Annotated in this window: 20 protein-coding genes and 2 pseudogenes; 12 read left to right on the top strand and 10 right to left on the bottom strand. The window is 74.3% G+C overall.

Annotated elements, in window-relative coordinates:
* Positions 1-10 precede the first annotated feature (10 nt).
* A pseudogene (locus CLV70_RS40540) lies at positions 11-271 on the bottom strand (nuclear transport factor 2 family protein); the annotation flags it as partial.
* A gap of 127 nt (positions 272-398) precedes the next feature.
* Positions 399-1,400: an NADP-dependent oxidoreductase gene (locus CLV70_RS30215; protein WP_245908548.1), complete on the bottom strand. Its 1,002-nt coding sequence runs from the start codon at positions 1,398-1,400 to the stop codon at positions 399-401.
* 88 nt (positions 1,401-1,488) lie between these two features.
* Between CLV70_RS30215 and CLV70_RS30210 the strand changes: the two genes are divergently transcribed.
* The 3 genes from CLV70_RS30210 to CLV70_RS30200 all read left to right on the top strand — a co-directional run bounded on the left by CLV70_RS30210 (position 1,489) and on the right by CLV70_RS30200 (position 3,527).
* Positions 1,489-2,052: a TetR/AcrR family transcriptional regulator gene (locus CLV70_RS30210; protein ID WP_106130025.1), complete on the top strand. Its 564-nt coding sequence runs from the start codon at positions 1,489-1,491 to the stop codon at positions 2,050-2,052.
* Positions 2,053-2,109: 57 nt separating this feature from the next.
* On the top strand, positions 2,110-3,141 hold the full coding sequence (locus CLV70_RS30205; RefSeq protein ID WP_106130024.1) for an aldo/keto reductase: 1,032 nt from the start codon (positions 2,110-2,112) through the stop codon (positions 3,139-3,141).
* Between the two features lie 116 nt (positions 3,142-3,257).
* Entirely contained in the window at positions 3,258-3,527 is a 270-nt protein-coding gene (locus CLV70_RS30200; protein ID WP_106130023.1) for a hypothetical protein, read from the top strand.
* A 101-nt stretch (positions 3,528-3,628) separates the two neighbouring features.
* Here the strand turns inward: CLV70_RS30200 and CLV70_RS39880 are convergent, their stop codons facing one another.
* The gene (locus CLV70_RS39880; protein WP_106130022.1) at positions 3,629-6,856 is read right to left on the bottom strand and encodes an SCO7613 C-terminal domain-containing membrane protein; all 3,228 of its coding nucleotides are present in this window, start codon (positions 6,854-6,856) and stop codon (positions 3,629-3,631) included.
* A 154-nt stretch (positions 6,857-7,010) separates the two neighbouring features.
* Here CLV70_RS39880 and CLV70_RS30190 point away from each other — a divergent pair, with 154 nt between their 5' ends.
* From CLV70_RS30190 to CLV70_RS30175, 4 genes are read left to right on the top strand one after another with little or no spacing between them, the layout of a single operon-like run.
* Complete coding sequence (locus CLV70_RS30190; RefSeq protein ID WP_106130021.1) at positions 7,011-7,205, top strand: hypothetical protein; 195 nt, start codon at positions 7,011-7,013, stop codon at positions 7,203-7,205.
* Entirely contained in the window at positions 7,205-7,666 is a 462-nt protein-coding gene (locus CLV70_RS30185; RefSeq protein WP_106130020.1) for an RNA polymerase sigma factor, read from the top strand. The genes CLV70_RS30190 and CLV70_RS30185 overlap by 1 nt, the downstream gene beginning before the upstream one ends.
* A 2-nt stretch (positions 7,667-7,668) precedes the next feature.
* Positions 7,669-8,067, top strand: a complete 399-nt coding sequence (locus CLV70_RS30180) for a hypothetical protein (RefSeq protein ID WP_106130019.1) — start codon at positions 7,669-7,671, stop codon at positions 8,065-8,067.
* Positions 8,067-8,759, top strand: coding sequence for a hypothetical protein (locus CLV70_RS30175; RefSeq protein WP_106130018.1), 693 nt, complete (start codon positions 8,067-8,069; stop codon positions 8,757-8,759). Before CLV70_RS30180 ends, CLV70_RS30175 begins: the two co-directional genes overlap by 1 nt.
* On the opposite strand, the gene CLV70_RS30170 is transcribed toward CLV70_RS30175, so the two are convergent.
* From CLV70_RS30170 to CLV70_RS30155, 4 genes are all read right to left on the bottom strand, one after another.
* Complete coding sequence (locus CLV70_RS30170) at positions 8,738-9,139, bottom strand: TIGR03668 family PPOX class F420-dependent oxidoreductase (RefSeq protein WP_106130017.1); 402 nt, start codon at positions 9,137-9,139, stop codon at positions 8,738-8,740. The genes CLV70_RS30175 and CLV70_RS30170 overlap by 22 nt on opposite strands.
* A 9-nt stretch (positions 9,140-9,148) precedes the next feature.
* The gene (locus CLV70_RS30165) at positions 9,149-11,776 is read right to left on the bottom strand and encodes an MGH1-like glycoside hydrolase domain-containing protein (protein WP_245908547.1); all 2,628 of its coding nucleotides are present in this window, start codon (positions 11,774-11,776) and stop codon (positions 9,149-9,151) included.
* A gap of 19 nt (positions 11,777-11,795) precedes the next feature.
* Positions 11,796-12,617, bottom strand: a complete 822-nt coding sequence (locus tag CLV70_RS30160) for a metal-dependent hydrolase (RefSeq protein WP_106130110.1) — start codon at positions 12,615-12,617, stop codon at positions 11,796-11,798.
* Between the two features lie 93 nt (positions 12,618-12,710).
* Positions 12,711-13,373, bottom strand: a complete 663-nt coding sequence (locus tag CLV70_RS30155; RefSeq protein WP_245908546.1) for a DUF1707 SHOCT-like domain-containing protein — start codon at positions 13,371-13,373, stop codon at positions 12,711-12,713.
* A 12-nt stretch (positions 13,374-13,385) separates the two neighbouring features.
* Between CLV70_RS30155 and CLV70_RS30150 the strand changes: the two genes are divergently transcribed.
* Positions 13,386-14,444 carry a sensor histidine kinase gene (locus tag CLV70_RS30150; protein WP_211303941.1) on the top strand — a complete coding sequence of 353 codons (1,059 nt, stop codon included), beginning with the start codon at positions 13,386-13,388 and terminating at the stop codon, positions 14,442-14,444.
* Positions 14,441-15,109: a response regulator gene (locus tag CLV70_RS30145; RefSeq protein ID WP_106130013.1), complete on the top strand. Its 669-nt coding sequence runs from the start codon at positions 14,441-14,443 to the stop codon at positions 15,107-15,109. Before CLV70_RS30150 ends, CLV70_RS30145 begins: the two co-directional genes overlap by 4 nt.
* Before the next feature lie 210 nt (positions 15,110-15,319).
* Here the strand turns inward: CLV70_RS30145 and CLV70_RS41330 are convergent.
* A pseudogene (locus tag CLV70_RS41330) lies at positions 15,320-15,583 on the bottom strand (lysostaphin resistance A-like protein); the annotation flags it as partial.
* Positions 15,584-16,215: 632 nt separating this feature from the next.
* Between CLV70_RS41330 and CLV70_RS30135 the strand changes: the two are divergent.
* Positions 16,216-17,460: a sensor histidine kinase gene (locus CLV70_RS30135; protein WP_245908545.1), complete on the top strand. Its 1,245-nt coding sequence runs from the start codon at positions 16,216-16,218 to the stop codon at positions 17,458-17,460.
* Positions 17,457-18,143: a response regulator gene (locus tag CLV70_RS30130; protein ID WP_106130011.1), complete on the top strand. Its 687-nt coding sequence runs from the start codon at positions 17,457-17,459 to the stop codon at positions 18,141-18,143. Before CLV70_RS30135 ends, CLV70_RS30130 begins: the two co-directional genes overlap by 4 nt.
* Positions 18,144-18,146: 3 nt before the next feature.
* Here CLV70_RS30130 and CLV70_RS30125 read toward each other — a convergent pair whose 3' ends face one another.
* Together CLV70_RS30125 and CLV70_RS30120 are read right to left on the bottom strand one after the other, a co-directional pair.
* Positions 18,147-18,647 carry an NUDIX hydrolase gene (locus CLV70_RS30125; protein ID WP_106130109.1) on the bottom strand — a complete coding sequence of 167 codons (501 nt, stop codon included), beginning with the start codon at positions 18,645-18,647 and terminating at the stop codon, positions 18,147-18,149.
* A gap of 28 nt (positions 18,648-18,675) precedes the next feature.
* A complete protein-coding gene (locus tag CLV70_RS30120) occupies positions 18,676-20,583 on the bottom strand; it encodes an amylo-alpha-1,6-glucosidase (RefSeq protein WP_106130010.1) in 1,908 nt (635 codons plus the stop codon).
* Positions 20,584-20,816: 233 nt separating this feature from the next.
* Here CLV70_RS30120 and CLV70_RS30115 point away from each other — a divergent pair, with 233 nt between their 5' ends.
* The gene (locus CLV70_RS30115; protein ID WP_106130009.1) at positions 20,817-22,070 is read left to right on the top strand and encodes an MFS transporter; all 1,254 of its coding nucleotides are present in this window, start codon (positions 20,817-20,819) and stop codon (positions 22,068-22,070) included.
* Positions 22,071-22,354: the final 284 nt, after the last annotated feature.

Genomic DNA, 22,354 nt, shown 5'->3' with positions numbered 1-22,354 from the left:
GGGGACGGCGCTACGCGGCGCTGTCCAGCCGGAGGGTCAGGCTCGCGATCCGCCAGCTGTCCCCGTCGCGGACGAGCGTGAACGTGTAGCCGCCGGTCGCGACCAGCCTCGGGCCGTCGTCGGAGGTCAGCATCAGGTACGCCCGCACCACGGCCGTCCCGGCGTCCATCCGGTCGACGAGGACGGTGCCGAGGTGGTGCCGCCGCCGGTCGGTCTGCGCGGCCGCCGCCCCGCGGACGAAGTCGAGGATCGCCGCGCGCCCGGTGACCGGTCCGGGGCCGCCCTCGAACGTCCGCTCGCGTCCTCCGTCAGGACGCTCTCCAGGGCCGCGTAGTCGTGCCGGTCCAGGGCGAGGGCGTAACGCGCCGGCGTCTGCTGGACGGCGAACAGCTCCGCGCTCATATCGCGAGCACGATCTTGCCCTGGAGGTGGCCGCGGGCGGCTCGTTCGTGCGCCTTCCGGGCGTCCGCGAGCGCGTACGTGCTGTCGAGGCGGACCCGGAGCGTGCCCGCCTCGAGCAGGCTGCCGAGCTCGGCGAGCTGCGCGCCGTTCGCGCGTACCTGGGTGGCCGTGACCGTGATCTTCTTCTCCGCCGCCTCTGCGGGGTCGATCTCGGCGAAGTAGACTGGGTACAGGGCCCCGCCGGGCCGCAGCGTCCGCAGGAAGCGCCGGCTGCCGGGACCGCCGACGGTGTCGAGGACGAGATCGACGTCGTGCGCGACCTCCTCGGGGCGGCTTGTCGTGTAGTCGATGAACTCGTCGGCGCCCAGCTCGCGCAGGAACGACTCGTGGCCGCCGGAGGCCACCGCGATCACGCGGGCGCCCTTCCACTTCGCCAGCTGCACCGCGAAGTGCCCCACCCCGCCCGCGGCGCCGTTGACCAGCACCGTCACGCCGGGCCCGAGCGGCATCGGGCGATGCCGGGCCGCCTGGAACGGCGACGGGTGGTCGTGGCCGAGCTCGATCAGGTACTGCCATGCGGTGAGCCCGGCCATGGGCACCCCCGCGGCGTGGACGTGGTCGATGGCGGCGGGCTTGCGGGCGAGGTCGGACGCCCGGGCCACGACGTACTCGGCGTACGCGTCGGCGCCGGGATCGGGGAAGCGCAGCAGGCCGAAGACCTCGTCGCCGGCGGCGAAGCCGTCCACCCCGGCGCCGGCCGCCTCGACGACCCCGGACACGTCGGTGCCCGGGATCAGCGGCAGGTGGAAGGTGGGCCTCAGCTCGGGCGGCACGTCGGGCATGCCCTCCCGGAAGTACCAGTCGGGCGGGTTGACGCCCGCCGCGTGGACCCGGACGAGCACCTCGTCCGGTTTCGGCTCGGGCACCGGCACCTCGTCGTAGCGCAGCACCTCGGGGCCGCCGTGTTCGTGCAGCCGTACGGCCTTCATCGTGGGCATGGGCCATCCTCCCGGTCATCGGTTAAGCTCTCCGGAGCAGTGCTCCGAATATATCTGGAGCAGTGCTCCGAATGTCAAGGGGGTGCCCGTGCGCGCTGATGCCCGGAAGAACTACGACCAGCTCCTCGCGGTCGCCGACGGGGTCGTGACCGAGCAGGGCGCCACCGCGTCGCTGCGCGACATCGCCCGCCAGGCCGGCGTCGGCCTCGGCACGCTGTACCGCCACTTCCCCACCCGGGAGGCCCTGCTCGAGGCGCTGCTGCGGACCGGCTTCGACGACTTCACCGCGCGGGCCCGGGCCCTCGAGACGGCGGACTCCCCCGGCGACGCGCTGGCGTCCTGGCTGCGCGACGTCGTGGCGTTCACCCGCAGCTACCGGGATGTGGTGGCATCGATGGTGGCCGCCATCGACAACCCGGAGTCCGCCCTGCACGCGTCCTGCGCCGGGGTGCGCGCGGCGGGCGCGCGGCTCCTCGCCCGCGCCCAGGCAGCGGGCGCCGCGCGGCGGGACATGGACGGCACCGACCTGTTCGCGCTGGCCGGGGCGCTCGCCTGGCTCGGCGACCAGCCCGCGCTCGCGTCCCGCTCGGACCACCTCTTCGACCTCGTCGCGAGCGCGATCCTGACGGTCCCGGCGCCTCGGAGCGCCTGAACGACCCGCGTCCGTCACCGGGCGGCGGGGACGCCGCCGTGGGCGTACGTTGCAGGGATGGAGTACCGCACCCTGGGGCGCAGTGGCTGCGCCGTCTCGAGTCTCTGCCTGGGCACCATGACCTTCGGCGCCGAGTCCGACGAGAAGGTCTCGCACGCTCAGCTCGACCGCTTCGCCGAGGCGGGGGGCACCCTGGTCGACACCGCCGACGTGTACGCCGGAGGCGAGTCCGAGCGGACCATCGGGCGCTGGTTCGCGGACCGGCCGGCCGGCCTCACCGAGCGGATCGTGCTGGCCACCAAGGGCCGGTTCCGGACCGCGGAGGACGCGAACGGGCTGGGGCTGTCCGCGCGGCACCTCACCCGGGCCCTCGACGCCTCGCTGGACCGGCTCGGGCTGGACAGCGTCGACCTCTACCAGGCGCACTCGTGGGATCCGGTGACGCCGCTCGAGGAGACGCTCCGCACCCTGGACGGCTTCGTACGGGCCGGGAAGATCCGCTACTACGGGTTCTCCAACTTCACCGGCTGGCAGCTCACCAAGGCCGTGCACCTGGCGCGGGCGCTGGGCCTCGCCGCGCCGATCACCCTGCAGCCGCAGTACAGCCTGCTGGTACGGGAGATCGAGCGGGAGATCGTCCCCGCCGCGCTCGACGCCGGGCTGGGGCTGCTGCCGTGGAGCCCGCTCGGCGGCGGCTGGCTCTCCGGGAAGTACCGGCGCGACCAGCGGCCGTCGGGGGCGACCCGGCTGGGCGAGAACCCCGAGCGCGGCATGGAGGCGTGGGAGCGGCGCGGGACCGAGCGCGCGTGGACCGTCATCGACGCCGTGCAGCGGATCGCGGAGGCGCGCGGCAGTTCCATGGCCGAGGTGGCGCTGGCGTGGGTCACCGACCGCCCCGGCGTCGCGTCGACGATTCTCGGCGCCCGTACGGTCGAGCAGCTCGACACCAACCTGCGCGCCGCCGGCCTGCACCTCGACGAGGCCGAGACCACGGCCCTCGACACGGCGAGCGACCCCGGGGCGCCCGACTATCCGTACGGGAACCTCGGAATCGACCAGCGCAGCCGGGCCGTCGGTGCGGGAACGTAGGAGGTGCCACCTTCTTCGAACTCAAAAGGGGCCGATCCTGACCCACCGCGTTTGACGGCGCGCCGCCACGGGGTACAGGCGACGCGCCGTCAGCCGTCGTACGGGGGGAGCCCGCCATGGTCGAGCCGCACATCACTCTGGACCCGAGCAGCCTGAGCCCGGTCGCGGAGAAGCTCCGGGGCCCGCTCGAGGAGCAGCTCACGTCCGCGTTGCAGGCCGCCACCGACCGCATCGCCCACGACTACTCCGGCGAGCCCGTGGAGGAGGTCGCCACCGAGCTGCTCGACGAGACGAAGTCCGGCCTGCACCAGGACATCGCCGCCGGCTTCGTGCCCGACCAGCGCGAACTCCACCGGGTGGCGGAGGCCATCGTCCGCGAGGCGTGACGCCGGAGCTGACCGAGCGAGACGGTCCGTCACGCCGGCCGCGCCGGGAACTCATCGACGGCACCACCGGCCGCTGACCCGCCCGCGGCCGGGCTCCCGGCTCAGGTCATCCGGATCAGGGCGGCGCGGACGCGGTGCAGGTCGCGGCGGCGGCGTTCCAGGGTCATTGCCAGGCCGACCAGGAGCAGGCCCGCCGCGGCCAGGGGGATCCAGCGGGGCAGGAGGTCCCAGACCAGGATCAGTTCGTGCAGGGCCACCAGGGTCAGGACCGCGCCGCCGGCGACGACCGGGGCCTGTAGCCGGGCGTGGGCCCCGGCGAGCAGGACCGCCAGCGCCGCCGTGCCGAGCAGGAGCCGGCGCAGGGGGTCGCCTTCGCCGCCGAGGACCGAGGCCAGGGTGGGCAGCAGGCCGGCCGCCAGCGCCGGGCCGTAGCCGATCCAGCTCGGCACCGGTCCGGTCCGGCGGGCGAGCCGGCCGGCCAGCAGGGCCACGGCCGCCGCCGGGATCGTGTACGCCTCCACGACCGCGACCTGTTCCGCGGCGAGCAGCAGCCACCACCCGCCCAACTCGGCCGACGCCGCCGCGACCACGTGCGCGCGCCGCCCGCCCGCGCCCCGGACCAGGGCGCGCAGACCGAGGGCGAGCCCCCAGAAGGTGCACACGGCGGCCGCGTAGCGGACGGAGCCGGCGGTCAGCAGCAGCGCGACGAGGGCACCGCCGTGCGCCGCCGCCTGCACGACCCGGCTCTCCACCGGGCGCCGCAGCAGCACCCCGACGGCCAGCACGACCGCCGCGGCGGCCAGCACGACGAACGCCGTGACCTCGACCGGCAGCGCCGCCGCGCGCCCCGCGGTGTACGCCACCACGAACGCCGACGAGGCCGCCGCCAGCCAGCCGGTGATCCGCGCGGCGAGCTCCCGGCCGCCGGCGCCAGCGACCGCACCGGCGACCACCGTGGCGCCGAACCCGGCCAGCGTCGCCGCGTCCGTGGCCACGGCTCCCGCCAGCGCCGCGCCGAGCAGCCCGGCCGCCACCGGCACCAGCCCCGCGGCCCGCCGGGCGGTACCCCACAGCGCCGCCGCGAGCAGGCCGCCGAGCCCGGTGAGCAGCGCCGCCGCGGGTACGCCGGGCCACGGGACGCGCAGGGCGGCCGTACCGAGAACGACGGTGACCGCGACCACCGGCGTGACGGACCAGGCCGCCGCGCCCCAGCCCCGCAGCAGGCGCGCGCCGATCCCGGCGGCAGCCGCGACGATCGCCGTCGCGGCGACGTCGGCCCAGCTCACGTGGCCGCTCCAGCGGGCGCCGGCGTGCAGCCACGGACCGGCGAAGACCGTGAGCAGGCCGTCCGCCACCCCGGCCAGCCAACCGGCGCCGAGCAGCGCCGCGACGGTCCCGGCCCACCACGCGCTCGTCCGGTCGTAGGCCGGCACCGCCGCCGCGATCAGCGCGAGGCCGGTGGCGGCGTGGACGGCCGGCACGTCGCCCGCGGCCAGCGCGCCGAGCGGGGCGGACCCGGTCACGAGCAGCGCCGCCGCCGTCGCCCACGGCCGGTCGCGGCGGATCGGGTACAGCGCCGCGACCAGGATCGCGGCCGAGGCCAGCACCACCCGGCTCTGCGCGGCGGGCGACCAGGCCAGCGCCGCCGCGCCCTGCCAGCCGGCCGCCGCGAACGACACGAGACCGGTGGCGAGGGCCGCACCCCCGATCCATCGCGGCCCTCGCCACGCGGTCACTCCCCCGAGGCCCGCCACCGCGGCCAGCGTCGCGGCGGCCACCCCGGGCTCGGCCCAGGCGACCACGACCGCATGCGCGGTGAGCAGCACGGCGACGCCGGCCGCCCCGCGCATGCCGCGCGCCACGAACAGCAGGGCGGCGACCGCCACGGCCAGGTCGATCGGGGCCGCCGCCCACCACGCCAGCCCGAGCCCGGCGGGCAGCGCGAGCGCCAGCACCGCGGCACCCACCAGCGCCACCGCCCGGTACGGCAGCAGCACCGCCGCCCCCGCGGTCAGCACGACGATCACCACCGGCAGCCGCCAGTCCGCGTCGCCGGTGACCACGGCCGCCGCCGTGGCGAGCGCGGTCACCAGGGCCGCCGGGGCGAGGACGACGAGGGCGCCGAGCCGCGGGCCGACGCGTACCGGAGCGGGCAGCAGCCGGACCACCACGGCCGCGACCGCCACCACCAGCGCGATCAGCACCGGGGCGAGGCGGGAACCGCCGGCGACGGCGACCAGGCGGCCGGCCGCCACCACGGACGCCACGACGACGAGGGCTCCGGCGCCGGCCCGCGCGGCCCCCACCGGCGAACCCAGCGCCCCGGCGAGCACCACGAGGGCGGCGACGACCAGCGCGGACGCGGCCACGGCGGCCTCCGCGGTGGTGCCGGACACCGCGAGCGCGACCAGGGCGAAGATCCCGGAGACGAACACGGCCAGGCCGCCCAGCGCGTACGCGGCGATCCCCAGCGGGCTCAGCGTGGACCGGCGCAGGTGGATCACGGCCAGGTCGACCAGGGCCACGGCGCTGAGGGTGTACGCCCACCCCGCGGCGTCCGGGTGGAACGGCGCGACCAGCAGCGGCAGCACCGGCTGGGCGACGAGCAGCGCGGCGAAGCGGGGCCCGATGAGCCCGGTGACGTGCTCGTAGCCGGCGGCGACGGCGGCGGTCACCGCGCACACCGCCCCCGCGTATCCCCACGCCGAGTAGTCCGCGATGCCGAACAGGTTGACGTACCAGGCCGCGTACCCGTCGAGCAGGACCAGCAGCAGCCCGACGGCGGCGAACGTCTCCGCGGTCGCGCTCAGCCGCCGGCGCAGCGCGGCGAGCGGCGCGGCCAGCGCCACCACGGTGACGGCCGCGAGCAGCCCGGCCCGGCCCCGCACCCCGAACTGCGACCAGGCCACCGCGGTGAAGACGATCGCGGCCACGGCGAGCAGCAGCCCGCCGAGCGTGAACAGGGTGTTCTGCACGAGCCGGGTCGAGGTCTCGGTCATGACCCGCGCCGACGCCTCGGCGGTCGCCGTGGTCACCGGCGCGGTCATCGCGGGAGCGTGCGACGGCCGGGGTGCGGCCTTCACCGCGGCGGCGACGGCGGCCCGCACCCGGGCCGCGGCGGCCTCCCGCCCGACCCAGGCCCGCCGCAACGCCGCGTCGGCGGCGGTCACGGCCTCCCGGGCGGTGGCGAGCCGGGCGGTCAGCACCGGAATCTCGGCGTCGAGGCGGACCACCTCGGCGGCGTCGGGGTCCGGGCCGCGGCCACAGCCGGGGCAGCCGGCGGCCAGGGAGGCTTCGGTACGGCAGAACGGGCACGGATACGAGGTCACGCGATGATCCTCGCGGCCGGCCCGCCCCCGATCCTGAGTTGCCGTACTCAGGAGTAGCTAGGCAGCCGTCCCCCGCACAGGTGACAGAACCGTCCGAGACCCTCCGATTCCGCACATACCAGGTGTAAGTGCACGCAAGCGGAACGGAGTTCGTATGCGCCTCCCTGAGATCGTGCCCGTGGTCGCCGGCTCGGTCGCCTCGGCCTACCTGGCCACCCACTCGGCGGTCGTCGCGGTCACCGTCGCGGCCGCCGTCACCCTCCTGACGATCACCGCGGACCACGACGGCTCGTTAACGGGTGGCCACTGCCGGTGCGCGATCACCGGCACAGAGGAAGAACGGTCCTGATGCACGACGACCCTCGGTTCGGATTCGACGAGACCTACCTGAAGGAGTACCGGCCCCTGGTCGCGTTCGCCCAGCGGCTCGGGGCGAGCCCGGGCGACGCGGAGGACGCCGCCCAGGAGGCGTTCCTGTCGCTGCACATCGCCTGGTCCCGGGTCGGCAACCCGGCGGGGTGGCTGCGCACCGTGGTGGCTCGCGAGGTCCGGCAGAGCCGGCGTACCCCTCGCCGCTGGCCCCTGACCGGGGCCGAACGAAGCCGGCACGACGCGGAGCCGGACTGGCGTGACGACGCGCTCGACCTGCTCCGGCGCCTGCCCTGGCCGGAGCGGGCGGCGATGGCCTGGGAGATGGACGGCTACAGCGTCGCCGAGACGGCGGAACTCACCGGCATGACCGAGGTCGAGGTCCGCAGAGCCCGCCGGCGGGGCAGCGCCAAACTCAAACGGCTGATCAAGGAGCACTGACCATGGACGCCAGCACGGAAACGGACGCCGTCCTGCGCGCCGTCCGGGAACGCCAGCACCAGGAGCTGGAGGCCCGGATCGACGTGGCGGCCCGCCTGGACGACTTCAAGGCCCGGCTCGACACCGGATGGTGGGACGACCTGCAAGGGTGCCGGGGACGGCTGATCACCGAGGCGGCCGGCCGGCTGAGCCCGTCGCCGGGGGACGCGGCCGGATACCGGGGCACCGCGGAGCGGCTCGTGGACAGATCCTTCCGGGAGGCCCTGGACCACCTGCCCGAGCTGCACCGGCTCCCGCCCGCGAAGCGCGAGCAGTGGCTGCTGGTCAGGACGCTCGAGCAGGTGCTCGACGAGGTGCGGGAACGGACCTCGGCGCTGATCCCCCGGACGAAGCGGGCCTGATGCCGGGCGGGCGCCTGCGCGTGTCGCGGCTGAGACTCCAGATCAGGCTGGCGCACCTCGTCGCCACCCTTCGCGCCATGGGACTCGTCCTGCTCATCGCCGGGGTCCTGGTCGTCATGGCCGTTCCCCGGATCTGGACCGGGCAGCGGCACGTTCCGCGCCCGGATCCGCTGCCGAGCCTCAGCGCTTCCCCTACCCTGCGCGTGACACCGCAGAGGAGCAGCCGGCCGCCGGCACCCACCACCCGGGCGACGACCCGTCCCGCCGGCCCGGGGCAGGGGGCGGAAGCGCCGGCGCCGACGCCGTCCCGGACGCCGCCCACGACGCGGACGTCGCCGGCACGGCCGGTCGTGGAGTCGCCGCGTCCGGACCCCGTGAGGCTGACGCTCGGGCTCGAGGCGTCGCCGGACTACGGGGACGTGCGGTGCGGGCAGGGCCGGGTGGTGCGGTTCACCGGCACGGTCGAGGTGGACCGGACCACCACCGTCACCACCAGCTGGGATCCGGCGGAGGTGAGCAGTGACCCGATCAGCAAGGAGGTCACCCCCGCCCGCAAGCGCACGGTGACCCGGCAGATTCCGCTCACCGGCAAGCCCGGCGACCACGTCCACGGCACGATGACCCTCATCGCGTCCGCACCCGGCGCCGGGCAGCGGTCCCGGACGGTCGATTACTCCTTGACCTGCACCTGAGCCGCCCAAGACGTCCAGCGCTGCACCCGGATGCGCAGGTACGGGCCGGGCGGCGGGGTCGTGCGGTACTGCGGGTAGCGGGCGATCAGGGCCGGCTCCGGTTCGTCGGTCACCGTGGCCACGCCGTCCGCGCGGACCCACCAGAGGGCCGACCAGTCCTCGTCGTAGTGGTCGGCCAGCACGCTCACGCGCGGGTCGTGGGCGATGTTGGTCAGCCGCCGCAGGCCGCGGTGGCGTTTGGGCTTGCCGTCGACGGCGGTGTGGATCACGTCTTCGACCAGGGCGAACACGATCGGCACGAGGTGCGGGGCGCCGTCGGGGGTGACGGTGGCGAGGCGGGCCACGCGGGCCGCGGCGAAGCGTGCGGCGGCCGGGTCCATGGGCCGAGTCTAGGGGCGGTGCAGGGTGAGGATGAGGTCGACGACCAGGGCGGTCCAGCCGGTCTGGTGCCACGCGCCCAGGCCGGCGCCGTTGTCGCCGTGGAAGTATTCCGGGAAGGCGATCAGGTCCTTCCAGTCCGGGTGGTTCTGGAAGAGGTCGCTGGCGCCGTAGATGGGGCGGCGGCCCCAGGAGTCGGGGACGAACAGGGAGATCAGGCGGCGGGAGAGGTCGTCGGCCACGCGGCTCAGGGGCATCTTGGTCTGGGCGCCCGTCGGGTATTCGACCATCAGGTCGTCGCCGAAGAAGGCGGCGAATTCGCGGAGGGCCTCGATCAGGAGGTAGTTGACCGGCATCCAGACCGGGCCGCGCCAGTTGGAGTTGCCGCCGAACAGGCCGCTGGTGCTCTCCGCCGGCTCGTAGCCGACCGTGAAGTCCGAGCCGCCGAGCGACACCCTGAACGGCTTCTCCAGGTGCGAGCGGGAGAGGGTTCTCAGGCCGTACGGGGACAGGAATTCCTCGGGGTCGAGCATCCGGGCCAGGATCCGCACCAGCTGGTCCTGGCCCACCATGGACAGCAGCCGCTGCTGGCGGCCGTCCGGGGAGAGCCGCCGGGCGCTGATCACGTCGGCGTAGTCGCTCTGGTTGGCGAGCAGCCAGCGCAGCCGGGCGCCGAGCTCGGGGAGGCGGTGCAGGGTGCCCGCGCTGAGCCGGGTGGTCGCCGCGAGCGGGAGCAGGCCGACGATCGAGCGGGCCTTGAGCGGCATCCGGTGGCCGTCGGGCAGGCGCAGCACGTCGTAGAAGAAGCAGTCCTCGTCGTCCCAGAGCCCCTGCCGGTACGCCGCCTCCGCGATGTACGCGAAATGCTCGAAGAACTTCGTCGCCATGTCCTCGTACGTGCGGTCGTGCAGCGCGAGGCGGATCGACATGTCGAGGAGGTTCAGGGCGTACATGGCCATCCAGCCGGTGCCGTCGGACTGCTCGAGCACGCCGGCGACGGGCAGGGCCGCCGAGCGGTCGAACGGGCCCACGTTGTCCAGGCCGAGGAAGCCGCCCTCGAAGACGTTGTTGCCGCCGACGTCCTTGCGGTTGACCCACCAGGTGAAGTTCAGCAGCAGCTTCTGCATGACGCGGGCGAGGAAGTCGTGGTCGCGCCCGCCGTCGATCTCGAAGACGCGCAGCGCCGCCCACGCGTGCACCGGCGGGTTCACGTCACCGAACGCCCACTCGTACGCGGGAATCTGGCCGTTGGGGTGCATGTACCACTCGCGGAGCAACAGCAGCAGCTGCGACTTGGCGAACCCCGGATCGACCCGGGCGATCGAGACGCAGTGGAACGCCAGGTCCCAGGCCGCGTACCAGGGGTACTCCCACGGGTCCGGCATCGAGATGACGTCGAAGCTGTTCATGTGCCACCAGGCGTGGTTGCGCCCGTAACGCCGTCCCGGTGGCGGCGGCGCGGAGCCGGGGTCGCCGTGCAGCCACTGCTTGACGTCGAAGTGGTAGAACTGCTTGCCCCACATCAGCCCGGCGATGCCCTGCCGGGCGACGGCCGCCTCCTCCGCGGAGGCCGCCGCCGGGATCACGTCGGCGAAGTACGCGTCCGCCTCCGACCGGCGGGCCCCGACCACCGCGGCGAAGCCGTCGCCGAGGTCGGGCCGGGCCGGCTCGTCGGTCTCGGTGAGGCGCAGCCGGATCTGCCGGCTCTCCCCCGGCCCGAGGGTGATCTCGTAGTGCAGCGCGCCCTTGGTGCCGACGCCGGCCGGGTTGACGGTGGGCGCGCCGCCCACGATGAAGTCGTTGATGCCGTCCTTGGGGAACATGCTCGTGCCGGGCAGCCCCCACAGCCGCTGCGAGTTGGTCTCGTTGTCGCACATCAGCGCTTCCGGCTCGCCCTCGCCGGCCAGCGTGAGGTGGCCCAGGCTGCGGTGCTCCCCGGCGAGCCGGCCCGGCGTACCGGTCAGGACCGGCACCGCGCGGTTCGGCAGGCCCCACGACCAGGTGTTGCGGAACCAGAGGGTGGGCAGGACGTGCAGGGTCGCCTCGTCCGGCCCGCGGTTGGCAACCGTGATCACCATGCACAGGTCGCGCGGCGCGGCCTTCGCGTAGTCGACGGTCACCGCCCAGAACCGGTCGTCGTCGAAGACGCCGGTGTCGACCAGCTCGTACTCGGGCTCCTCGCGGGAGCGGCGGCCGTTGACCGCGACCAGTTCGTCGTACGGAAAGGGGCTCTGCGGGTAGTGGTAGCGCCAGGTCATCCACGAGTGCGTGGGCGTGGAGTCCTGGTACCACCAGTACTCCTTGGCGTCCTCGCCGTGGTTGCCGCCGTCGCCGCCGAGGCCGAACATCCGCTCCTTGAGGATCGGGTCGCGGCCGTTCCAGAGCGCCAGCGCGAAGCAGAACGTCTGCCGGTCGTCGCAGACTCCGGCCATGCCGTCGTCGTTCCACCGGTACGCCCGGGAGCGCGCGTGATCGTGCGGGAAGTAGTCCCAGGCGGTGCCGTGCTCGCTGTAGTCCTCCCGCACCGTGCCCCAGGCCCGCTCGGCCACGTACGGCCCCCAGGCCCGCCAGGGCTGCTCGCCGGAGTCGGCCTGCGCCAGCCGCTCGCGCTCCGCCGCCCCGCCGTCGCTCACCCCCACCCCCGCACCCTAGCCGACGTCAGCCTCCGGCCCATTTCTCCAGGTCGAGGTCGCTGAGCACGCGGGGCGCGAACATGCCCAGCACGGCGAGCACGGCGACGGTGGTGAACAGCAGGCGCAGCCCGAGCGTCTCGCCGCGTCCGCCGACCTTGACCGCCATCCGGTTCGGCACGCCGACCATGCGCCACATCCGCCGCCCGATCGGGATCGGCCAGAGGATCGGCACGCCGTTCTTGGTGATCATGTCGCCGAAGAGGTGCACCACGCAGCCCACCCCGGCCGCGAAGCCGAGCATCGGATAGCCGCGGTCGCCCGGCAGGTTCGCGGCCGTGAACCAGGCGATCACGCCGGAGGCCAGGGTCACGATGAGCCAGCCGGCCCGCTCGGCCCACCGGTCGAACAGCCCGCGCAGCGCGAGGCCGGCCATGAGGAAGACGATCGCGACGACCGCCCATTTTCCGTACGTGGCGGCGAGCGTGGTCGTGCCCCACCCGACGAGACCGGCGAACGGGAGGGTGTGCGTGAACGTCCGGTGGCCGTTGTTGCGGCGCGGATCCTTGCTCAGCTTGGTCGCCGTGTAGACGCCGAGCGAGACCTTCTCGACCACCTCGGCGACGAACAGCGAGAACACGCCGAACGTCCGGGCCACCGTGGCGCCGCCCTGGTTGCGGGTCACCTTGCCGGACAGGTCCAGGTCGGGGAAGAGCGCCCCGCCCGCGCAGACCGTGGTACCGACCGCCACGGCGAGCGGACTCTGGGCGTACCCGGCGAAATGGTCCAGAGCCCAGCTTCCGGCCAGCCAGACGGACGCGCCCGACAGCGCGTGCGACGGACCCATCATGGTCGTGCCCACCCCTCCCCCGTTGGCCGTTCACTGTCGCATCGGGGCAGGGGGCGGGCAACGACCGCCACGTCTACAGTAGAGTGTTCAAGATCACCGATGGTCCGGGGCGACCCACGGCGCGGCGTGCCGGCGGTAGTGCGGGTGCCGGTATCCGGGGCCCAGCCGGGCATGCCGCATCAGGCCGATGACCAGGAACGCGAGCGGAATCGCGGGCCAGAAGAAGTGCGCGCCCGAGAGCGCCCACAGCCCGGTCAGCACCACCACCACGAACGCCACGTAGCCGGCGTGGCGGCGCAGGTCCCGGCGTGTCGCGGCGCGGGCCTGCGGCGTCTCCAGCAGCGCCCGCCGCCCGCCGCCGGGCAGGTCGGCGGTGAGCGGGGCGAGTTCGTCGCGGAACTTGGCCGCGTACACGCCGCCGAGCCGCTCCTCGCCCTCCTCCAGCGTCAACCGGCCCTCGGTCATGGCGGCCCGCAGGATCACGGCCACCTGCTCGCGCTCGGCGTCCGAGGTGCGGACCCGGGCGCCGGTGGCGGGCCGGGCGAGTTCGTTCGGATACATGCTGACCTCCTGGGGCGTGGCGGTTGCTGCATCCCAGCGTGGCCGGTCCGGCGCCGGGCCGCGTCGCCCCGGCGGAGCATCGGCGTACGCGGCGAGCGGCGCACCCGCCGGCACCGGCGTACGCCCCGGGGAGTACGCCGGCCGGCCCGGCTGCCTCCCGGGGGCGCAGAAGATCACCCCTCGCAGGAGGGACATACACTCTGCCCCGTGCGGCGGGTGACCATGGATCCTTTGCTCGCCGCCGCTTTCACGGCGCTGGCGTTCGTGCCGTGGATGGCCACGATGGGTTCGCAGTTCGGCGACCTTCCGCAGCGGCCGGCCGACGCTTTCGCGCTGGTGCTCGTGCTCGCGCAGACGGTGCCGCTCGCCGTGCGCACCCGGTGGCCCGCCGCCTGCCTGGCCGTCGTCGGCACCTCCTGGGCCCTGTACCAGGCGTTCGCCTATCCGCCACAGTTCAGCACGGTGACCGTCTACCTCGCGATCTATTCGGTCGCGGCGCACCAGCGGCGCTTCCGGGCAGCCATCGCGATCACCCTGGTGGCGGCGTACGCGGTGCTGGCGCTGATCGTGCACCGGCTCGGCTCGCCCAGCGATCCGGCCGACCTGGCCGGCTTCGCGCTGATGCTCTCCCCGTTGTGGGTGCTCGGCGCGTACGTCCGGCGGCACCGCGCCGACGAGGTGGCCCGCAGGCAGCGCGCCGAGGCCGCCGCCACCGCCGAGGAACGCGCCCGCATCGCCCGTGAGCTGCACGACGTGGTCACCCATCACGTCACCGCGATCGTCGTGCAGGCCGACGCGGCCCGGATGGTGGCCGCACCGGAGGTCGCCGGCCCGGCACTGGCGACCATCGAGGACACCGGCCGGCGAGCCCTGTCCGAGCTGCGCGCGCTGCTCGATGTCCTGGAGGAGCCGCGCAGCATCCGGGACCTCGTCGAGCGCAACGCGCAACCGGCGACGCTGGTGGAGGACGCCGACCTGCGCTCCCTGCCCGCCACCGTGCAGCTCGTCGCCTACCGGGTGGTCCAGGAGGGTCTGACCAATGCGGCCAAGTACGCCGCCGGGCAGCGCACCGCGGTCCGGGTCAGCCGGGGCGAGGATGACGTGCGGGTCGAGGTGACCAATCCGGCGGGGACGGCGATCGGCGGTCTCTCCGGCGGCCGTGGACTCTCGGGGCTGCGGGACCGGGTCGGCGCGCTGGGCGGCTCGGTGAGCGCGGCGCCGTTGCCGGACGGTGGCTTCCGGCTGCATGCGAGGATTCCGACGTGACGATCCGGGTGCTGATCTGCGAGGACCAGGAACTTATCCGGGCCGGCTATGTCATGGTGCTCAACGCCCAGCCGGACATGGTGGTCGTCGGTGAGGCGGCCGACGGACCCCAGGCGCTCGAGGCCGCCGCCCGGCTCCGGCCGGACGTCGTGATCATGGACATCCAGATGCCGTTGATGGACGGCATCGAGGTCACCCGGCGCATCGCCGGCCCGGGGGTGCCGGATGCCCCGAAGGTGCTCGTGGTCACGACCTTCAACATCGACGAGTACGTCTATCGCGCGCTGCGAGCCGGGGCCAGTGGGTTCCTGCTCAAGGACACCCCGCTGGCCGAGCTCGTCCAGGGCGTGCGGACCGTGACCCAGGGCGACGCGCTGCTGTCACCCGCCGTGACGAAAGCCCTGATCGGCCGTTTCGCCGACCGCCTCCGGCCCACGGTGCCCACGGGTCCCGGCCCGTTCGACGTCCTGGCCCCCCGCGAACTCGAGGTGTTGCGGCTGATGGCCCGCGGCCTCGCCAACGCCGAGATCGCCGAGGAGCTGGCGATCACGCTGCAGACCGTGAAGACGTACGTCTCGCGCATTCTCACCAAGCTCGACCTCCGCGACCGGGTGCAGGCTGTCGTGCTGGCCCACCGCGGCGGCCTGATGAACGACGAGCCCTGAGCGCCACCTGCCCCGGCGCCGGGCCAGGGCGAGCATCGCGCCTCCGGCGAGGCCCCCGACCAGGACGGCGAAGACGCTGGCCTCGGGACCGAAGGCGCCACCGCTGACGAGCACGGGTCCCTGCGTCACGCCCCGCAGCAGGCCTCCGGCAGTGCCGTCCGAGCCCGACACGGTGGCGCCGAAGATGCCGGACTGGGCGAAGTTCCAGCCCAGATGAAAGCCGATCGGCAGCCACAGCCGGCGGGTGAGCGCGAAGCAGCCCGCGGTCAGCAGACCCATCTCGACCGCGATGGCGAACGCGCCCCACACCGTCGCCTCCGGATTGACCAGGTGCACCGCGCCGAACACCGCGCTGGAGGCGATCGCCGCCACGAGGGTGCCCGCGCGCTCCTCGACGATCCGGAACAGCACACCGCGGAACAGCAGCTCCTCACAGGTGGCGATGCCGATCATCAGTCCCGCGGTGGCCGCCATGTCGGATACCGAGCCCCAGGAGGCGCGGTAGCCGTCGCAGATGAAGATCAGCAGGATGCTGAGCGCGAAGAGCCCGATCCCGAGGGCCACGCCACGAGCCGTCTGGGGCACGAGCGCTCTCAGCGCGATCTCCGGCGTCGCCCGCCGCTCCAGCCGGCCCACCACCTTGCCGTACAGCAGGAGGGCGGTCGCCGCCGTCGCGACGCCGACGGCCAGCCCGCCGGCCGGGGTGACCGCGGCGGTCACGTTGAGCCCGGCGAAACCGACGTCGAGCACCGCGAAGAACGCCAGCAGGACCAGCAACCGGACCCCGATCGGCCAGGGCCGGCGATGCAGACCGATCCGGCTCGTTTCCTGTGTGTCCCTGACTGCCATTCGCGCTCCCTCGAGGTTCGCGGCGCCCAGGCGCACCGACGTGGAGGAAAGCTACGGAAAATCCCGTCGGCGGCCATCACCCCGGGGCGGACGCCGGCTGTCCCTCTCACGAGGGACAATCGCCGGGCACGTCGAGGCCGGCACCGGCGTACGCCCGCGGGAGTACGCCACCCGGCGCGGCTGCCTCCCGGGGCGTAGACGATCACCCCTCCGCACGGCGATGCCCGGCCGCGCGGGGGTGCCGTAGCGTCGGAACCGTGCGACACCCCCGCAGCCACCAGCGCGCCTGGCCGTCGCCGCATTCGTTGCGGCCGCCGGGGTCCTGGCAGTCTCCGCGGCCCTGGGGGTCGGCTCAGCGGAGAGCGCGGGCGGCGGTCGTCATCGCGCTGGGCTTCCACGTCCTCGGCGACTGGAAGCACGCCACGGCCCTCGATCGCCCGGCCGGCATCGTCGCGGCGGCGCTGCTGCTGCTCGGGCCGCTGACGCTCATCCTGCGCGACCGGGTGCCGGTGGCCGTGCTCGCGGCGGCGGGCACGGCGAGCCTCGGCGTCGGCGTCCTGCTCCCGCCGTCCGGGACCTACGCCGTCGCGCCCGCCATGGCCCTGTACGCCGCCGTGAAGGCCGGCCGGGCACGTCCCGCGGCCGCCGTCACCGCCGCCCTGTACGCCGCGTACCTCACGGTCACCCGGTTCCTGGCCGGCCCGCTCGGGGTGCCCGAGGACGTCCGGCCGGACCTGCGCGACGCCCTGACCCTCGCGCTCGCGGCGGCCCTCATGATGTTCCTCGGCGGCGCGGCCCGGGCCCGGTCGGCGTACCTGGCCGAGCTGACCAAGGTGCACGCCGCCCGGGCCCGCGCGAAGGAGGAGCAGGAACGGCGCCAGGCCTCCGACGAGCGGTTGCGCATCGCCCGCGAGCTGCACGACGTGCTCGGCCACCACCTGTCGCTGATCAACGTGCAGGCCGGGGTGGGGCTGCACCTCATGGACAACCGGCCGGAACAGGCCCGTGAGGCCCTCACCGCGATCAAGACGGCCAGCGCGGAGGCGCTCCGCGAGGTGCGCGCGGTGCTCGGCGTGCTCCGCCCCGACGAGGAGGCCGCGCCGCGGCAGCCGGCGCTCGGCCTGGACCGCCTCGACGACCTGACCGCGGACGCCGGCCTGCCGGTGCGCACCGCCACGACCGGACCCAGGCGGCCCCTGCCGGCGGAGGTGGACCGGGCCGCGTACCGGATCGTCCAGGAGGCCCTGACCAACGTCCGCCGCCACGCCGCGGCGAGCACCGCCGACATCGCGATCGAGTACGCCCCGGGCGAGCTGCGCCTGCGCATCCGCAACGACGGCGCCGCCACGGACGAACCGGACGGCACCGGGTCGGGCATCGCCGGCATGCGCGCCCGCGCGGAGAGCCTGGGCGGAACGCTGAGCGCGGGCCCGCTGCCGGAGGGCGGTTACCTCGTGGCGACCACCCTGCCCACCCCGGCGACCACCGAGGGAGAACCGTGATCACCGTCCTGCTGGCCGACGATCAGGCGCTGGTGCGGGCGGGCTTCCGGGCCCTGCTCGACGCCGAACCGGACATCGAGGTGGTCGCCGAGGCGGGCGACGGGCTCGCGGCCGTACGCCTGACCACCGAGACCCGCCCCGACGTGGTCCTCATGGACATCCGCATGCCCGGCGTCGACGGGCTCGAGGCGACCCGCCGCATCGCCGCCGACCCCGGCCTCGCCGCCACCCGGGTCGTCATCCTCACCACGTTCGAGCTCGACGAGTACGTGTTCGAGGCCCTCCGTACGGGAGCCTCCGGTTTCCTGGTCAAGGACACCGAGCCGGTCGAGCTGCTGCGCGGCATCCGGGCGGTCGCGGCCGGCGACGCGCTGCTGTCGCCCAGCGTGACCAGGCGGGTGATCGGCGAGTTCGCCGCCCCCGGCGGGCGGGGCCGGCCGGTCACCCCGCCGGACGGGGTGACCCGCACGCTGGCGCAGCTCACCGACCGGGAGCGGGAGGTGATGGTGCTGGTCGGCGAGGGGCTGTCCAACGACGAGATCGCGGCCCGGCTGCTGATCAGCCCGGCGACGGCGAAGACCCACGTGAGCCGGACGATGGTCAAGCTCGGCGCGCGCGACCGGGCGCAGCTGGTGGTGCTCGCGTACGAGGCCGGCCTGATCCGGCCCGGCTGGCTCGGCTGACCGCTACCGGGGCGGGACGCCGTCGATCGACTCGCCGGGCTGGGCGAACCAGGCCGGGGCGCCGTCGTCGAGGGCGGTGCGGATGCGCTGGAGGGCGAACGGGGTCAGCTCGGGCAGGTCGTCCAGCGCGAACCAGCCGACCGCGATCGACTCGGCGTCGTTGACCCGCGCCTCACCGCCGATCGCCCGGCAGCGGAACCACGTGTTGACCATGTGGCAGTGGTCGCCGTTCGGATAGGTGACCTCGTGCAGCGCGATCCCGGCCAGGCGCTCGACCTTGACCTGCACGGCGGTCTCCTCCAGCACCTCCCGGACCAGCGCCTCGGCGGGCTGTTCGCCCGGATCGATCAGCCCGGCGATGAGCGCCCAGCGGTGGTTGTCGCTGCGCTGCCCGAGCAGGACCTCCCCGCGGTCGTTGAGCACGACGGCGCTGACGGTCGGGAACATGACCAGGTCGTGGCCCACCTTGGCGCGCAGGTTCGTCACGTAGTCGGATGCCGGCACGAGCTGCACCCTACCGCCACGGCTTTTGTTATGGTTTTGTCGGCCGTCGGGCGCGCAACGCCTCCGCGACGGACCAGGCCTGGAACGGACAGCCCGTGGCGCCGTGCGGCGCGTCGCCGTCGGCCGTCTCCGAGACCGAACCCAGGCCGTACTCGCCGAGGTGGCCGTCGGCGTCGGACAGGGTCTGCTCCGCCGACACCCCGAGCCGGGCCCACGCGGTGACGTACGCCCCCGTCAGCCAGGGCCACACCGTGCCCGAGTGGTACGCCGAGTCCCGCTCCGCCGGCGTGCCGCGATGACTGCCGCGGTAACCGGGCGACCCGGGCGCGAGACTGCGCGGGCCCAGCGGGGTCATCAGCGCCGCACCTATCGTCTGCAGGGCCGCCGGCTCCGGGCGCAGCGGCGCGTACGGCAGCGACCAGGCCAGCAGCTGGTTGGGGCGCAGCCCGTCGCCGCCCGGACCGTCGACCACGTCGTGGAGCAGCCCGCCGCCGGCCGGGAACCGCCGCGCGAACGACGCCAGCGCCGCCGGATGGGCCCGGGTGGCCGCCCCCGCGTTCGTCCGCGCCTGCCAGGCAAGCTTGATCACCATGGCCAGGCCGTTGACCCACAGGGCGTTGACCTCGACCGGCTTTCCCGTACGCGGTGTCACCGGCACCCCGTCGACCCGGGCGTCCATCCAGGTCAGCGCCGCGCCCTCGGCGCCCGCGCGCAGCAGCCCGTCGGCGGGATCCACGCCGATGCCGAAGCGGGTGCCGGCCAGGTGGGCGTCGACCACCGACCGCAGCGCCGGCAGCAGCTCGGCGGCCAGGTCGGTGTCCCCGGTCAGCGCCACATGCCGCCCGACCGCGTGCAGGAACCACAGCGTGCCGTCGACGGTGTTGTACTCGACGCGGCCGGTGTCCGCGGTGTTCGCCAGCATGCCCCGCGACAACGTGGCCGCGTAACCCCGCAGCAGCGACCGGCCCAGCGACTCCCGCCCGGTCGCCAGGAACAACCCCTCGTAACTGATCATGGTGTCCCGCGACCAGGCACCGAACCACGGATACCCGGCGACCACGTCCGGGCCGGCGGGCGTCCGGACCACGAACGCGTCGGCCGCCAGCGCCAGCGTCGCCTGGGCGTCGTCGGCCGGTGCGGCCGCTGCCACGACGGCCCTGTTCCTGGTACGCGCGGCCGCGACGACGTCCTCGGCGGGCTCCGGGACCTCGGCGAGCTCCCCCGCCCACGCCGACACGGCCGCGATGGCTCCGGCCTGGCGCAGATGGGTCTGGAAGCTGCCCGCGTACCAGAGATCCTCGGTGGGGGTGAGCCCGCGCGCCGCCTCCTCGCGATGCCGCACCCCGCGGAACCACTCACCGGCGCCGCGGAACTCCGGCCCGCGCAACCGGTACGCCCCCTCGACGACGCACCCGCCGTCGACCTCCTCGACGACCGGCGCGGGCCCGCCCGCCGTCCGCTCCCCGTGCACGTCCCGCCACGTGCAGAGCACTTCGAGACGCAGGCTGACCGGCCCGCCGGTGAGCAGCCGGTGCACCACCGCGAGGCCGCCGGCCCCGTGCGCCATCGCCAGCTCCCGCTCCAGCACCACGTCGCCGACCCGCCACCGCCACCGCGGCAACCCGTCGACCAGCTCGAACCCGGACAGCAGCGCATACCCCCGAGGCACGACGGCGCCGTCGGCCCACTCGTGCGTGCCGAGCCGCACGACGGCCCCCGAGGCGAGGGTGACGACCGGATCGAGCGAGACCAGCCCCAGATGCCGCTGCGCCGGTGTCGCCCCGGCCACGACCAGCAACCCGTGGTAGCGCCGCGTCCGCAGCCCGCTGACGGTCCCCATGGCGTAACCGCCCAGGCCGTCGGCGACCAGCCACTCACGCGCGGCGCCCTCCTCGAGACGCCCGCACACCTGGGACCCGAACGCGATGCGCCGCATGCTGCTCCCGTTCCGAGGCCGGGAATGGACGCCCGGCCTCTGCCCGCACGCTATCCGCCACACCCCCGCGCTGCGGGAACACGCCGCCGAGCACACGGGAAGAGTGACCCCCGGATTGCTGGAGCGTCGTTTCTCAAGCATTCTCTAGGACGTGAGGCCCTGGTGGAGCCGTACCGGGACAGGCCGGTCGCTGTCGTGCAGTTGGTGATTCGTACGCCCGAGCACGGCGCGCCGTGACCGCCGGCGCCCCGCCGGGGCGCGCACGCGCGCTGCTGCGGGACCGGGTGTTCCGGCATTACTGGTCCGCGCACGTCGTCTCGCTGGTCGGCGACCAGATCTCGCTGATCGCGATCCCGCTCCTGGCCGTGCTGACGATCGGCGCCGGAGCGGCCGAGATGGGCTACCTGACCGCCGCGGCGCTGGTGCCGAACCTGTTCCTGTCGCTGCTCGCCGGGGCGTGGGTGGACCGGCGGCCGTACAAGCGCAAGGTGATGATCGGTGCCGACCTGGGGCGGGCCGCGCTGCTCATGATCGTGCCGGCGCTGGCGTTCGCCGGGGTGCTGGACCTCTGGCACCTCTGCCTGCTGTCGTTCGCCATCGGCACGCTCACCGTCTTCTACGAGGTCGCCGACGGCAGCCTGTTCGCGTCCGTGGTCCGCCGGCCGGACTACATCGCCGCCAACTCCCTGACCAACGGCGCCCGGGCCATGTCGTTCGTGGCGGGCCCCAGCGTGGGCGGCGTCCTCGTGCAGGCGATCAGCGCGCCGTTCGCGCTGGTGGCGGACGCGCTGTCGTACGTCGGATCGGCCCTGCTGCTGACCCGGATCGCCGCGCCGGAGAATGCCGGCTCCGGACCGGAGGGCGTCAGCCGCGGCATCGGCTCCGGCCTGGCGTTCATCGCCCGGTCCGCGATCCTGCGGCAGCTGCTGCTCGGTCTCACCGTGATCAACCTCTTCAACTTCGTCTTCCACACGCTGCTGATCCTCTACGTGACGACCGTGCTGGGCATTTCGCCCGGCCTGCTCGGGGCCCTGTTCGGCATCGCGGCCATCGGCGGACTGGCCGGCGCGGCGGTCACCGGCCCGCTCACCCGGCGGTTCGGCATCGGCCCGGTCGTGGTCCTCGGGTACGTGGCGTTCCCGCTCCCGCTGATCCTGATCCCGCTCGCCGACGGCCCCCGGCCGGCGGTGCTCGGCATGCTGCTCGCCGCGGAGTTCCTCTCCTCGCTCGGCGTGATGATCCTCGACATCGGGGTCGGCTCGCTGCAGACGGCGGCCACCCCGCTGCACCGTCTGTCGCTGGTCAAGGGCGCCCAGCGCACGGTCAACTACGGGGTACGCCCGGTCGGTGCACTGCTCGGCGGACTGCTCGGCGAGTTGCTGGGCGTGCACGCGGCGCTGTGGATCGGCACGGCCGGCGCCGTGACCGGCGTGCTGTTCGTCCTCGTCTCCCCCGTCCCGCGCCTGCGCGACCTGCCCGACGCCTGACCGGGCTCCGCCACCGCGAGCCGCCCGGACCCGCAAGCAGCCGGGCCGGACGGCATCACTCCCGGAGCACCCGGCACGGCGCCCGCAGCACCCGGCACCAAGCCCGCAGCACCCGGCACCCGGCACCCGGCACCCGGCACCCGGCACCAAGCGTGGAGCACGCGGCACGGCTGCTGGCGACGCGATGCGGGATGCTCCTATGGATGTCAAGCGGCGAGTTCAAGATCGTTTGTGGTGATGAGTTGGTAGAGCTCACGGGCGACATACCGCTTGAGGCATCGAAT

This window comes from Pseudosporangium ferrugineum, from assembly GCF_003002065.1.
GTDB lineage: Bacteria > Actinomycetota > Actinomycetes > Mycobacteriales > Micromonosporaceae > Actinoplanes > Actinoplanes ferrugineus_A.
The sequence above is the reverse complement of the archived record's forward strand: the minus strand, read 5'-3'. Positions and strand labels throughout refer to the sequence as shown.